This is a genomic window from Alkalihalobacillus sp. R86527, assembly GCF_042466185.1.
Lineage (GTDB): Bacteria > Bacillota > Bacilli > Bacillales > Guptibacillaceae > Guptibacillus.
In genome coordinates this window covers 3,573,281-3,586,451 of record NZ_JAXHBW010000001.1, presented here as the reverse complement: position 1 = coordinate 3,586,451, position 13,171 = coordinate 3,573,281, and the positions used below count along the sequence as shown (strand labels likewise).

Sequence of the window (13,171 nt, the reverse complement as noted above, 5' to 3'; positions counted from 1 at the left end):
TATGGGATTTAGTCTAAAGCGGGATCTAGCTTCTTTCTTAAAGTATCTTCACTATAGACCCATCCGGTATAGGAGCTTGTAATTTCTAATTGGTCTTCCAATTGGACAACTGCTACAAATGGATAATGACCTTTACTACGATATCTAAGATCGATAAATCTTACTTCATATCCTTCATCAGTTTCTTCAATTTCCCACCTATAAACAGGGGAGAAGGACAGAAATGCACTTAAGTTTGGGTCTTCTTTTGCAGTTTCAAGTACTGGTGTTTGAGGCACCGGAACCCTGTCGAATACATCCTGTATGTGAATAGTTGTTCCTTCGCCTCTTGCAACGTAGAACTGCGTTTCAGACTTGATTGCAATGTGCCATCTACTCCATCGGATCGTTGGTGAGACGATGACTTCTACAGCATCTGGAATTCTTTCTTTTACTGCATTGATAAGCTTTCGTTGTTCAAATATTCGCCAGAAATAATAAAGCACTAATATCCCATAGATGGTCAAAAAGGTATATCCAGGATTTGCGCCTATATACCATAATACTAACCCAACGATATGACTTAGAAAGATAAATGGATCGAAAATGTTGATAACACCAAGAGCTACCCATCGATTGGAAAAGGGTCTTAAAGCTTGAGTGCCATACGCATTAAAGATATCCACAAAAACATGAATAAACACTGCTAAAAATGTCCATAACCAGAGGTGGAGCAAATTTGATTCTGGGTAGAAGAGCATAATTCCACTACTGATCACTATTGGCCACAGTAATATGGCTGGAATCGAGTGAGTTATTCCTCTGTGATGTCGAATATATACAGCATTATTTTTTAACTTGAGCACGGTATCAAAGTCTGGTGCCTGAGATCCAATCAGCGTTCCTATTAAAACGCTCTGAGCGGTGATGGGATCTTGCGCAATTGCTGGATCTAACGTTGCGAGAGCTCCTAGCCCCAGTCCCATGACCACGTGTGTCCCAGTATCCATAGGGTAAAGATCCTCCTTAGTAAAGCGCTTATGTCTTATCTTCTTGAAAGAGATGTAATGGTTCTATATACTCCTATACTTAGTTATACCCAATAATCGATTGTGTGAAAAGTTAAATGCTGTTTGGAAAAGTTAAGTTACGTTATTATATGTATTAATAAATCAATGAGGAAGTACAAAGCACTATTAAAGCGTATCGGAGAGTTGTTTGATGAATTACAATGTGACAGATATTCTTCAGTCATTTGAAGAAGATGAATTTCAAAAGGATCTTATTAATTGGTTCAAAGATGAGCAAAGAATTTTACCTTGGCGAGAAAATAAAGATCCATATCGTGTATGGGTTTCTGAAATTATGCTTCAACAAACGAGAGTTGATACTGTTATCCCGTACTTCAATAATTTTGTAGAGAAATATCCGACGATTGATGCACTGGCTGATGCCCCTCAAGAAGAGGTTTTAAAAGCGTGGGAAGGCTTAGGGTATTATTCTAGAGCAAGAAACTTACAAAGTGCGGTGAAAGACGTTGCTGAAAATTACGGAGGTGTAGTCCCCGATCAACCTCGAGAAATTGCGAAACTGAAAGGTGTCGGTCCATATACTGCTGGAGCAATTTTAAGCATTGCTTATGGTGTTCCTGAACCTGCCGTCGACGGCAATGTGATGAGGGTATTATCGAGGGTGCTCGGAATATGGGAAGATATTGCAAAGCCTTCAACACGAAAAATTTTCGAAGAATTAATAAGGGAAATCATTTCTACAAACGACCCTTCTTCTTTCAACCAGGGATTGATGGAGCTTGGTGCCATTATCTGTACACCTAAATCTCCTTCTTGCTTATTATGCCCAGTGCAATCCCATTGCAGGGCATTTCAGGAGGGTTCTCAAGAAGAACTACCGATAAAATCCAAGAAAAAAGCCCCAAGACCAGTACCGATAGCGGTAGCGGTTCTTCAAGATGAGCAAGGAAGGTACTTGATCAGGAAGCGTCCAGAAGAAGGATTATTGGCCGGATTATGGGAGTTCGTAAATCTTGAGTTAACAGATGGTGGGTTAAAAGAACACCAGTTGACCGAATATGTCAGTAGAGAATATGGTGTGAAAGCTAGTATAAAAGATGAAATATCAACCTTCACACATGTATTTAGTCATATTAAGTGGTATTTGACGGTTTATAAAGGTACTGTTGATGGAATGAAGGAAACGGAGACAGTGCGTTTTGTAAAAGAAAGTGAACTTGAGCAATTTGCATTTCCTGTTGCACATCAAAAAATCGTGAAAGAAGTCAAGAAGGGAGATTAGATGAATGGAATTAAATTTGAAAGATCGTAATGTTTTGGTTACCGGAGGATCAAAAGGGATAGGAAAGGCTATTGCATCTGCTTTTTATAATGAAGGTGCTAATGTCGGAATTTGTGCCAGAAGTCGTGAAGAGCTTGAGGAAACAAAAGCTTCATTAGATAATAACATTGCAATATTCGAAGCAGATATAACGGATGAAAGAAAACGCGTACAGCTTATCGATTCCTTCTTATTAGAGTTTGGTTCAATCGATATTCTTGTGAACAATGCAGGGGGAAGTAGTGGCACCACGATAATGGAAACGGAAGTTTCACAATTCCAAAAAGCTATGGAGCTTAACTTTTATTCAGCAGTTCATTTAAGTCAGCTTGCAGCAAAAGAAATGCAGGAAAAAGGCTCTGGCTCAATCGTTAATATCTCTTCTATATTTGGTAGAGAGTCAGGAGGTAAGCCAACCTATAATAACGCCAAAGCAGCAATGATCAGTTTCACAAAGGCGATGGCTGATGAGGTCATTCAATCAGGTGTACGTGTGAATGGTGTTGCTCCAGGAGCTATCCTTCATCCAACAGGAAACTGGCAAAAGAGGTTGGATGAAAACCCAGAGAAAATTAATGCCTTTATTGAAAATGAAATCCCAGGCGGAAGGTTTGGTAGACCAGAAGAAGTCGCTGATGCTGTCGTTTTTCTAGCGTCTGAAAGAGCTTCCTGGATTTCTGGAGCTACATTAAATGTAGATGGAGGCCAGTCTAAATCTAACTTCTAGAGAAAAAAACTTCCTGTAAGTGGTACAGGAAGTTTTTTTGTATCTTAAAGCTTCTCATTACCTAAAAATGATAACCCTCCTTTCCCAATCCCCCTTTAGGTATCATGGATAGTTCAGTCATTTCTCGTTTATCTTTCATCGATGAACATCTTTTCTATCGTTAGGTTGGAGCTACGATGGTTGTGAAATCAATAAAGAGAGTGGAAACATCAGAAAACTATACTAAAAAATTTATATAATTACATACATAACTTATTTATATCTGGATATTCTATTGTTTGTGGGAGGTGATAAGCCATGGAAAAGAAACCAGGTCAAACACAAGCTGGTACAAACATTCAACAAGTGAAACAGCAAAACCAACAGAGTAAAGGTTCTGCTGGTAAAGCTAATCAGCAACAATACGGTGCTGAATTTGGTCAAGAAATGGGAGCTCAGCAAGCGCAACAGCAAGCACAACAACAACAAGCTCAGCAGCAAGCAAAAGCTCGTCAAGCTAAGCCTGCTCAAAAACCAAACCAGCAACAATAATTACTTCCCTAACGGGGCTGACTAAGTCAGCCTCGTTTTCTGGTTTCGTTATATTAATATAATGAAAAAACAATAAAGGAATATAAGTAGATGACGAAGAAATTCTCATGATGGGAGGAGATCGTAATGTGTGGACGTTTTTCATTAACTGCAGAGCTTGATGCCTTGATCGAAAGATTTCAAATCGATCAAGTAACGATTGATCAATATTCTGCACGCTATAATATCGCCCCTTCGCAGCAAGTTCCTACTATAATTCGAGCAAATCATGAAAATCGGTTAGGAACGCTGAGGTGGGGATTAATACCGTTTTGGGCAAAAGATGCATCTATTTCGAATAAACTGATCAATGCTCGCAGTGAAACAGCAGAGGAAAAGGCTAGTTTTAAACATGCATTAAAAAAACGCAGATGTGTCATCCTCTCTGATGGGTTCTACGAATGGAAAAAAGATAAAGATAGAAAAACCCCCATGAGAATCCAAGTTAATAATGGTGAACCGTTTGCGATGGCTGGGTTATGGGAACAGTGGAAAGACGGTGACCAACCAATCTATACGTGTACGATTTTGACCACAGAGGCAAACGAAATGATGAAAGACATACATAACCGTATGCCGGTCATCTTACCTAAAGATATGGAACATGACTGGCTTGATCCATCGCTAGAAGATTTCAACATACTAAAAAACATCATGCAGCCATATCCTGCTGATCAAATGAATGCTTACGAAGTTTCAAAGCTTGTTAATTCGCCAAAGAATGAGGACCCATCTTGTATCGTTCCGATAGAAGAGATTTGACAAAACTTCTTATTTCTCAACAGATATTGAGAAAGGAGATTTCTTTTTCCTATTGAATTCTTTGTTTTAGATAGTATGAATGGGAAGGAGAAATTGAATGAATCGATTCGATGAACTTATTCAATTGCAGCTTGAACTTGCCGACAAAATGATTCATAAAAGAAATGAAATAAACGACTTTGAAGAAACGTTCCATTCGCTTAGTGTAGAAGAGTCTGGCGCGCTAATGAACAGGAAACAAGAACTCGTTAGGATGGAAGAAGACTTTAACAACTTAATCACCGAAGTCATTTCAACGTTTGAAAAGACGTCAGTTTAAGGGCAATAGGTGGAGTGCCATTCTTCTGAATGGCGCTTTTGTTTTAACTTTCGGAAGTTAAGCGTTATAATAGAAGGGAATTGACAAGAAAAGAAGCATGAAAATCTATGTAGTGATCGGAAGGAAAGAAGGATGCTGTGAGTCTGCCTTATGAAAGGCATTCATCGTTTTCCGGAATTTCTTAGAAAGGAGAAGGAGATGAGTTTCCCAACGACCGGAACGAGAATTCAAATTCAAAGTTATAAACACCGTGGAACGTTACACAGAACATGGGAAGAAAGCATTGTACTTAAAGGGACATCAAAAGAAATCATTGGGGGAAACGATCGTATTCTCGTCACTGAATCAGATGGTAGGCAGTGGAGAACTCGTGAGCCAGCCATATGTTATTTTAGTGCAAATCACTGGTTCAATGTTATCGGAATGCTAAGAACCGACGGAATTTATTATTATTGCAACCTCGGTACACCGTTTACATACGATGAGGAAGCATTAAAATATATTGATTACGATCTCGATATAAAAATATATCCCGATATGACTTATAAACTTTTGGATGAGGATGAGTATGAAGCTCATAAGAACGAAATGAATTATCCAGATGCGATCGACCATGTCGTGAAAGAAAACGTAAAAGAGTTGATGAATTGGATTCATCAAAGAAAAGGTCCATTCGCACCAGGGTTTGTAGATCAATGGTATGAACAATTTTTACAATATAGGTAAGAAAACCTGTTGAATCATTTTCAACAGGTTTTTGCATGATAGAAATGAACCTGTTGGCACAACAGTGCAAGAGGTAATGAAACAAAGGGTGATGTCATCTGGGTAGTATTAAAAGGTATATGCGATTTGTCAAACCGTACCGAAAGCAGATTGGGATAACGATCGGTATAGGGATATTTAAATTTGGAATTCCACTATTACTTCCGCTAATTCTTAAGTATGTCATCGATGATATTATTAACGCCGATGGAATGACAAGCGGAGAGAAATATGAACAGTTACTCTGGTTAATGGGAGGAGCGTTCTTCCTATTTGTAGTCGTAAGACCACCCGTTGAGTATTTTAGGCAGTATTTTGCACAATGGATCGGAAGTAAAATCCTGTACGATATTCGAGATAAACTTTTTGCTCATATTCAGCAGCTCAGTTTAAAGTTTTATTCAAACAATAAAGCTGGAGAAATTATTTCCAGAGTGATTCATGACGTTGAGCAAACAAAAACGTTCGTGATTACTGGATTGATGAATGTCTGGCTCGATATGATCACAATCGTTATCATTATTGTGATTTTGTCATTTATGAACGTATGGTTAACGCTTGCAGCAATTATTCTTTTACCGTTCTATGGATTTGCGGTTAAATACTTTTATAAACGATTACGCGACTTAACGAAAAACAGGTCTCAGGCTCTTGCTGAAGTTCAGGGTCACCTTCATGAGCGCGTACAGGGAATGCCGGTAATTAGAAGCTTTGCTCTTGAAGATTATGAACAAGAACAGTTTGATAAAAGAAATAAAAATTTCCTTACTCGTGCAATTGATCATACGAAATGGAATGCCAAAACGTTTGCAACTGTTAATACGATAACAGATGTGGCGCCACTGATTGTTATTGCATTTTCAGCGTATCTCGTTATTTCTGGGGACCTCAAGATTGGTGAGATGGTTGCATTTGTAACCTATATGGATCGGTTATATAACCCTCTAAGGAGATTGGTCAACTCTTCTACAACACTTACCCAGTCCATCGCTTCAATGGATCGAGTGTTTGAGTTCGTTGATGAGAAATACGATATCGTAGATCGTGAAAATGCACGTGTGTTAGAAAATGTTCGAGGCGATGTGAACTTTAGTAATGTCTTCTTCAAATATAATGACGAGGATCTTCCGGTGTTAAAAGGAATCGATCTTCACGTTAAAGCTGGTGAAACGATTGCCCTAGTTGGAATGAGTGGGGGAGGGAAATCTTCTCTCGTAAGCTTAATCCCACGTTTCTACGACGTGACTGGCGGTAAAATAGAGATCGATGGCACTGATATTCGTGACTATCATGCCAGAAGTCTTAGAAATAACATCGGTATGGTACTCCAGGACAACATCTTATTTAGCGAATCCGTTCGTATGAACATTAAGATGGGTAATCCTGATGCTACAGAAGAAGAAGTGATTGCTGCGGCTAAAGCAGCAAATGCTCATGAATTTATTAATTCTCTTCCTCAAGGCTATGATACACCTGTTGGTGAACGGGGCGTTAAGCTTTCTGGAGGACAGAAACAAAGGGTAGCAATTGCAAGAGTTTTCTTGAAGAACCCACCTATCCTTATTCTTGATGAAGCAACATCAGCACTTGACTTGGAAAGTGAGCACCTTATTCAAGAAGCATTAGGAGATCTTGCAAAAGATCGAACGACTTTCATCGTTGCACACCGATTAGCTACAATTACGCATGCTGATCGTATCGTTGTTGTAGAGAATGGACAGATCTCAGAAATTGGAAAACATAGTGAGTTAATGGAAAGGAAAGGCTCATATCATCAGCTATTCCAAGTACAAAACTTGTAGTTTCAACACAAAAAAGCACCCAGATTGGGTGCTTTTTTGTGTTTTATTGCACATATTTGCGTAAAAGCGTCAAAAGATGACAGAAAATTTTTTATCTCTCATTGCCAAGTATTCGAATTAATGTAATAATTATAAACAGATTTTAGTTTAATTAAAAAATTCTGAATTAGGTGAAAGGGGTGAGAGAGTGGAACAACCAGTGTTAAATGTCAGCGGGTTAGAAACTCACTTTTTTACCGATGATGGTGAAATTCCAGCTGTCGATTCTGTTGACTTTCATGTAAACAAAGGCGAAGTGCTAGGTATTGTAGGAGAGTCTGGATCAGGAAAAAGCGTTACTTCCTTATCCATCATGCAGCTCATTTCAGCACCGGGAAAAGTAGTAGGTGGTGAGATTTCCTATAAGGGCGAGAATCTCCTATTAAAATCTGAGAAGCAAATGAGGAAAATTCGAGGGAATGAAATTGGCATGATCTTTCAAGAGCCGATGACATCACTGAATCCCGTTTTTAAAATTGGTAATCAGCTCGTTGAAGGAATCCGCATACATAAGAAGTGGAACAAAAAGGAATCTTGGGCTCATGCGATTAAGTTTCTGAAGCTAGTTGGTTTACCAAGAGCTGAAGAACTTATGAATGAATATCCCCATCAGCTATCGGGTGGTATGAGGCAAAGGGTTATGATCGCGATGGCGATGGCTTGCGAACCTGACGTCCTTATTGCTGATGAACCAACAACAGCACTTGATGTAACCATTCAGGCACAGATTCTTGAATTGATGAAAAAGCTCAATAACGAAACGAATACATCCATCATCATGATTACGCACGACCTGGGCGTGGTTGCAGAAATGTGTGATCGCATCGTAGTTATGTATTCTGGGAAAATCGTCGAACAAGGTACGACGAAAGAGATTTTTGAATCTCCAAAACATCCATATACGATTGGTCTCATTGAATCTGTCCCTGACGTTCGGTCTAGAAAGGAAAGACTGTATTCGATTCCGGGCAACGTACCAAAACCAGGTTCAATCAAAACCGGATGTCACTTTGCCCCTCGTTGTAAGTTTGCTTTTGACAAATGTTTCGAGGAAACACCGGAATTGTTGGATGCAGGTGATGGACAGTTGGCAAGATGTTGGCTGCATGAAGATAAAGAAAAAGCAGCCTTATTAGAGAGAGTAGAAAGCTAAGGGGGGCACCTAATTTGCAGGAAGCATTGCTCGAAGTAAAACAGCTTAAGAAGCATTTCCCCATAGAAGGTGGCGTGCTTAAACAGCAGGTAGGTACAGTAAAAGCCGTTGACGGTGTATCGTTCAAGCTACATAAGGGAGAAACGTTTGGACTTGTTGGAGAAAGTGGTTGTGGGAAATCGACAACTGGAAGAATGCTCATGAGGCTTCTTGAACCAAGCGAAGGAGAAGTCCTTTTTAATGGGGAGAATATCCTAGCTTTAAATAAGAGTAAGATGCGACAGTTACGAAAAGATATTCAGATGGTTTTCCAGGATCCGTTCGCTTCACTTAATCCTCGTCACACTGTTGAGAAGATAATTGAAGAACCACTCATTGTTCACGGACTCGGTAATAAATCTGAACGAAAAAAACGCGTGAAAGAATTGTTAGACATAGTAGGGCTTAGTCCCTATCATGCGAGAAGGTATCCGCATCAATTTAGTGGAGGACAGAGGCAGCGTATTGGAATAGCGCGCGCACTTGCCGTTAATCCCAAACTAATTATCGCGGATGAACCAGTATCGGCTCTTGATGTGTCTATTCAAGCTCAAGTCTTAAATCTACTTGAAGATTTACAGAAAGAGCTTGGTCTAACATATTTATTTATAGCCCATGACCTTGGTGTTGTTCGTCACATCAGTGACAGGGTTGGAGTTATGTACTTAGGCCGGGTTGTTGAAATGGCCGATAGTGAAAAGCTCTATTTAGAACCAAAACATCCGTATACTCAGGCTCTTCTTTCGGCGGTGCCAGTACCTGACCCTGAATATGGAAAGGATCGCGTTATTTTAAGTGGCGATGTTCCAAGCCCAGCGAAACCGCCTTCAGGATGTCCATTCCATACACGATGTCCGAAAGCAATGGATATGTGTAGTTCAGTCGTTCCCGAATTTAGGGAAGTTGAACAGGGACATTATACTGCGTGCCATTTATATGAAGAAGACCAGGTATAAATAAAATTAAGTTTTAGGGGGAAAACGATGAAGAAAAAGTACATTTTATCATTGATTTTTGTCATGTTGCTTTCAATAGGACTAGCCGGTTGTGGCGGTTCAAATGAAAGCAACGGAGATGAAGGGGGAGACTCCGATGGTGGATCTGCTGATGGAAACACGCTAATCTTCGGACGTGGGGGTGACTCAGTTGCACTAGACCCAGCAGCTGTTACTGATGGTGAGTCTTTCAAAGTAACGAAGAATATTTTTGACACGTTGCTAACTTATGGTGAGCAGGATACAGAAATTAATCCAGGTCTTGCAGAGAAATGGGAAGTTTCTGAAGACGGTAAAACGTATACATTTATGCTTCGTGAAGGCGTGAAATTCCACGATGGTACAGATTTCAATGCTGACTCTGTTGTGTTTAACTTCGAACGTTGGATGAATGGTAGTGAGGAATCATTTTATTACTATAAATCTATGTTTGGTGGATTTAAAGGTGATGAAGGTCACGTAATCGAGAGTGTAACTGCAAAAGATGATTACACAGTTGAAATTAAACTGAAAAGACCTCAAGCTCCTTTCTTGAAGAACCTTGCAATGTCTCCATTTGCGATTGCAAGTCCTGATGCGATTGAAAAGCATGGCGATAAGTTTGGTGAAAACCCTGTAGGTACTGGTCCTTTCGTATTCGATCAGTGGAGTCGTAATGACAAAATTGTAGTAACGAAAAACGAAGATTACTGGATGGATGGCTATCCAAAACTTGAGCGTGTTATTTTCAGAGCGATTCCTGATAACTCTGCTAGATTGAATGCATTAATGGCTGGAGAAATCGATTTGATGGATGGGTTAAATCCTTCTGATGTGCAACAAGTTGAAGACGATGCTAACCTTCAAACATTCTTCCGTCCTTCTATGAATGTTGGGTACCTTGGACTAACGTCTAACCGCGAACCTCTTAATAACAAGAAGGTACGTCAAGCGTTAAACCATGCAGTTGATAAGCAGTCAATTATCGATGCTTTCTATGCTGGCCAAGCAGAACCAGCGAAAAATCCAATGCCGTCTGTAATCGGCGGGTATAACGATGACATCGAACCATATGAGTATGATCTTGAGAAAGCGAAAGCACTTCTAAAAGAAGCTGGATATGAAGATGGATTCGATATGGAGCTATGGGCAATGCCGGTACCTCGTCCTTATATGCCAGATGGTCAAAAAGTAGCTGAAGTTATTCAGAAGAGCTTTGCTGAAATTGGTGTAAATGCTGAAATCAAATCTTACGAGTGGGCAACTTATCTAGAAAAAGCTCGTAATGGTGAAGCAGATAGCTTCCTACTAGGTTGGACTGGTGATAATGGTGATGCTGACAACTTCCTTTATGTTCTTCTTGATAAAGACAATATCGGAAGCAATAACTACTCTTACTATTCAAATGATGAGGTACACGACATCTTAATTGAAGCTCAATCTACACCTGATGAAGAAAAGCGTAACGAGCTTTACAAAGAAGCTCAGGAAATCATCCATGAAGATGCTCCTTGGATTCCTCTCGTGCACTCTAAACCAGCACTTGGTGGTTCTGAGCGAGTGAAGGGCTTCTCCCCACATCCTACTGGCTCTGATACGTTGACTAAAGTTACTCTTGAAGATTAATAAGTGAAAAACAGGGGGAGTGTTGCACTCCCCCTTACTATTCGATTAGTGGAATTTTTACTACGAAAATCAGTTGTGAACATACAATCATGAATCGTACATAAGGAAGAAGAGGTGAGTATATGCTTGCATATACAATTAGACGGCTGTTAATGCTTATACCTGTTCTATTTGGAATGACCTTGATCGTGTTTTTTATGATAAGAGCGATTCCTGGTGACCCAGCTCAAGTTATACTTGGTCAACAGGCAACAGAGGAAGCGATTAAGAGTTTGACCAAACGATTAGGGCTCGATCAGCCATGGTATATACAGTATGTTGATTACATTAAAGGCTTGTTTACAGGTGATCTTGGAACATCTTTACGGACAAGCTCAGATATTAGTGGTGAAATATGGCCATATCTCGCTGCGACACTAGAGTTGTCACTTGTAGCTATAGTCATTGCAATCTTCATAGGAGTGAATGCTGGGATTATCAGTGCATGGTTCCAGAACTCTTGGTTTGACTATACGGCAATGGTATTTGCTCTAGTAGGTGTTTCGATGCCAGTGTTTTGGCTTGGACTTATGGAGCAGTGGGCATTTTCTCTTGAATTAGGATGGCTCCCATCTACAGGTCGTGAGAATGTAAGGAATCCAGTAGATGCGATTACACATTTGTATCTCATCGATACGCTCATTCAAGGACGTATGGATCAATTCGTTGAAGTAGTAAAACATTTGGTTTTACCTGGAATTGCACTTGGAACAATTCCGATGGCAATCATTGCACGTATGACGCGTTCAAGTATGCTTGAAGTGATGCGTTCTGATTTTGTTCGTACTGCACGTGCAAAAGGAACAAGAATGTTCTGGGTGGTTTACAAGCATTCATTGAAAAATGCATTTATTCCCGTACTAACAGTTATTGGTTTACAGATGGGTCTTCTACTTGGAGGCGCGATACTGACGGAAACAATCTTTGGTTGGCCAGGAATAGGAAGATATATTTACGATGCGATTAACTTTAGAGATTATCCTGTTATTCAATCAGGTATCTTGATCGTCGCTGTCATTTTCGTATTTATTAACTTAATTGTCGATCTGCTCTATGCTGCAATTGATCCTCGAATCAAATACAACTAAGGGGGCTTCAAGATGGCTGATATTGCTCCGCAGAAGCAAACAAATGTATCAAAACAACCAGACGAAGAAGTAATCTCACCATGGCGCGAAGCCTGGAAAGGGTTCAGGAGAAATAAGCTGGCAATGGTCGGCATGGGCATTGTTCTCTTCTTCATTCTTCTTGCCATTTTTGCCGGAGTTATTGCTCCGGAAGGAATTAATGATCAAAAATTATCCGAGCGATTACAATCGCCGTCAGCTAGTCACTGGTTCGGAACAGATGATTTTGGTAGAGACATCTTATCTAGAATTATTTATGGAGCAAGAATCTCGCTATGGGTAGGATTCTTTGCTGTACTAGGTTCTGCTGCAATTGGAAGTCTACTCGGAATGATCGCTGGCTATTATGGGCGATTGGTAGATACAATCATTTCACGTATTTTCGATATTATGCTAGCGTTCCCTAGTATCCTACTAGCAATCGCTGTGGTAGCAGTGCTTGGACCATCTCTTCGTAATGCGCTAATCGCGATCGCGATTATCAACATTCCGAACTTTGGACGGTTGGTGCGATCGAGGGTTTTGAGTGTGAAACAAGAAGAATATGTGATGGCGGCAAGAGCTGTAGGGATGAGGGATACGCGAATTATCTTTTCTCATGTTCTTCCAAACTCTTTAGCGCCTATTATTGTGCAAGGAACGCTTGCGATCGCTACAGCAATTCTAGAAGCAGCGGCGCTTAGTTTCTTGGGTCTCGGGGCTCAAGCACCTCAGCCAGAGTGGGGGAAAATGCTCGCTGACTCTAGACAATATATTATTCAAGCACCATGGACCGTGTTTTTCCCTGGACTTGCGATCATGCTAACTGTTTTAGGTTTCAACTTGTTAGGTGATGGGCTAAGGGATGCACTTGATCCAAAAATGAAGAAATAAAAAAATCAGCCGCTGGGCTGATTTT

The 13,171-nt window shown here is 40.2% G+C and carries 13 protein-coding genes; 12 read left to right on the top strand and 1 reads right to left on the bottom strand.

What is annotated here, in order from left to right; all coding sequences use genetic code 11:
• Nucleotides 1-8: 8 nt before the first annotated feature.
• Nucleotides 9-989, bottom strand: a complete 981-nt coding sequence (locus SJY16_RS18755) for a metal-dependent hydrolase (protein WP_377891547.1) — start codon at nt 987-989, stop codon at nt 9-11.
• Between the two features lie 211 nt (nt 990-1,200).
• Here SJY16_RS18755 and mutY point away from each other — a divergent pair, with 211 nt between their 5' ends.
• The 12 genes from mutY (at nt 1,201) to nikC (ending at nt 13,146) form a co-directional block, all read left to right on the top strand.
• Nucleotides 1,201-2,292 (top strand): A/G-specific adenine glycosylase, encoded by a 1,092-nt coding sequence (mutY, locus tag SJY16_RS18750; protein ID WP_377891545.1) that lies wholly within the window; start codon nt 1,201-1,203, stop codon nt 2,290-2,292.
• Nucleotides 2,293-2,296: 4 nt separating this feature from the next.
• Nucleotides 2,297-3,058, top strand: coding sequence for an SDR family NAD(P)-dependent oxidoreductase (locus SJY16_RS18745; RefSeq protein WP_377891544.1), 762 nt, complete (start codon nt 2,297-2,299; stop codon nt 3,056-3,058).
• 297 nt (nt 3,059-3,355) lie between these two features.
• A complete protein-coding gene (locus SJY16_RS18740) occupies nt 3,356-3,589 on the top strand; it encodes a gamma-type small acid-soluble spore protein (protein ID WP_377891543.1) in 234 nt (77 codons plus the stop codon).
• 126 nt (nt 3,590-3,715) lie between these two features.
• Nucleotides 3,716-4,390, top strand: a complete 675-nt coding sequence (locus tag SJY16_RS18735; RefSeq protein ID WP_377891542.1) for an SOS response-associated peptidase — start codon at nt 3,716-3,718, stop codon at nt 4,388-4,390.
• A 97-nt stretch (nt 4,391-4,487) separates the two neighbouring features.
• Nucleotides 4,488-4,709, top strand: coding sequence for a hypothetical protein (locus tag SJY16_RS18730; protein ID WP_377891541.1), 222 nt, complete (start codon nt 4,488-4,490; stop codon nt 4,707-4,709).
• Nucleotides 4,710-4,907: 198 nt separating this feature from the next.
• Nucleotides 4,908-5,435 carry a nucleoside tri-diphosphate phosphatase gene (gene ntdP / locus SJY16_RS18725; protein WP_377891539.1) on the top strand — a complete coding sequence of 176 codons (528 nt, stop codon included), beginning with the start codon at nt 4,908-4,910 and terminating at the stop codon, nt 5,433-5,435.
• A gap of 119 nt (nt 5,436-5,554) precedes the next feature.
• Nucleotides 5,555-7,276: an ABC transporter ATP-binding protein gene (locus tag SJY16_RS18720; RefSeq protein WP_377891537.1), complete on the top strand. Its 1,722-nt coding sequence runs from the start codon at nt 5,555-5,557 to the stop codon at nt 7,274-7,276.
• 187 nt (nt 7,277-7,463) lie between these two features.
• The gene (locus SJY16_RS18715; protein ID WP_377891535.1) at nt 7,464-8,468 is read left to right on the top strand and encodes an ABC transporter ATP-binding protein; all 1,005 of its coding nucleotides are present in this window, start codon (nt 7,464-7,466) and stop codon (nt 8,466-8,468) included.
• Between the two features lie 14 nt (nt 8,469-8,482).
• Nucleotides 8,483-9,463 (top strand): ABC transporter ATP-binding protein, encoded by a 981-nt coding sequence (locus SJY16_RS18710; RefSeq protein WP_377891534.1) that lies wholly within the window; start codon nt 8,483-8,485, stop codon nt 9,461-9,463.
• A gap of 27 nt (nt 9,464-9,490) precedes the next feature.
• On the top strand, nt 9,491-11,107 hold the full coding sequence (locus SJY16_RS18705; RefSeq protein WP_377891532.1) for an ABC transporter substrate-binding protein: 1,617 nt from the start codon (nt 9,491-9,493) through the stop codon (nt 11,105-11,107).
• Nucleotides 11,108-11,229: 122 nt separating this feature from the next.
• Nucleotides 11,230-12,234, top strand: a complete 1,005-nt coding sequence (locus tag SJY16_RS18700; RefSeq protein WP_377891530.1) for an ABC transporter permease — start codon at nt 11,230-11,232, stop codon at nt 12,232-12,234.
• Between the two features lie 12 nt (nt 12,235-12,246).
• On the top strand, nt 12,247-13,146 hold the full coding sequence (gene nikC, locus SJY16_RS18695; protein ID WP_377891528.1) for a nickel transporter permease: 900 nt from the start codon (nt 12,247-12,249) through the stop codon (nt 13,144-13,146).
• Nucleotides 13,147-13,171: the final 25 nt, after the last annotated feature.

Excerpts from the sequence above, each read along its gene's own strand:
- SJY16_RS18705 (WP_377891532.1), top strand. The coding sequence starts at position 9,491 with ATGAAGAAAAAGTACATTTTATCATTGATTTTTGTCATGTTGCTTTCA.
- SJY16_RS18740 (WP_377891543.1), top strand. The coding sequence starts at position 3,356 with ATGGAAAAGAAACCAGGTCAAACACAAGCTGGTACAAACATTCAACAA.
- SJY16_RS18735 (WP_377891542.1), top strand. The coding sequence starts at position 3,716 with ATGTGTGGACGTTTTTCATTAACTGCAGAGCTTGATGCCTTGATCGAA.
- SJY16_RS18745 (WP_377891544.1), top strand. The coding sequence starts at position 2,297 with ATGGAATTAAATTTGAAAGATCGTAATGTTTTGGTTACCGGAGGATCA.
- mutY (WP_377891545.1), top strand. The coding sequence starts at position 1,201 with ATGAATTACAATGTGACAGATATTCTTCAGTCATTTGAAGAAGATGAA.
- SJY16_RS18700 (WP_377891530.1), top strand. The coding sequence starts at position 11,230 with ATGCTTGCATATACAATTAGACGGCTGTTAATGCTTATACCTGTTCTA.
- nikC (WP_377891528.1), top strand. The coding sequence starts at position 12,247 with ATGGCTGATATTGCTCCGCAGAAGCAAACAAATGTATCAAAACAACCA.
- SJY16_RS18720 (WP_377891537.1), top strand. The coding sequence starts at position 5,555 with ATGCGATTTGTCAAACCGTACCGAAAGCAGATTGGGATAACGATCGGT.
- ntdP (WP_377891539.1), top strand. The coding sequence starts at position 4,908 with ATGAGTTTCCCAACGACCGGAACGAGAATTCAAATTCAAAGTTATAAA.
- SJY16_RS18730 (WP_377891541.1), top strand. The coding sequence starts at position 4,488 with ATGAATCGATTCGATGAACTTATTCAATTGCAGCTTGAACTTGCCGAC.
- SJY16_RS18755 (WP_377891547.1), bottom strand. The coding sequence starts at position 989 with ATGGATACTGGGACACACGTGGTCATGGGACTGGGGCTAGGAGCTCTC.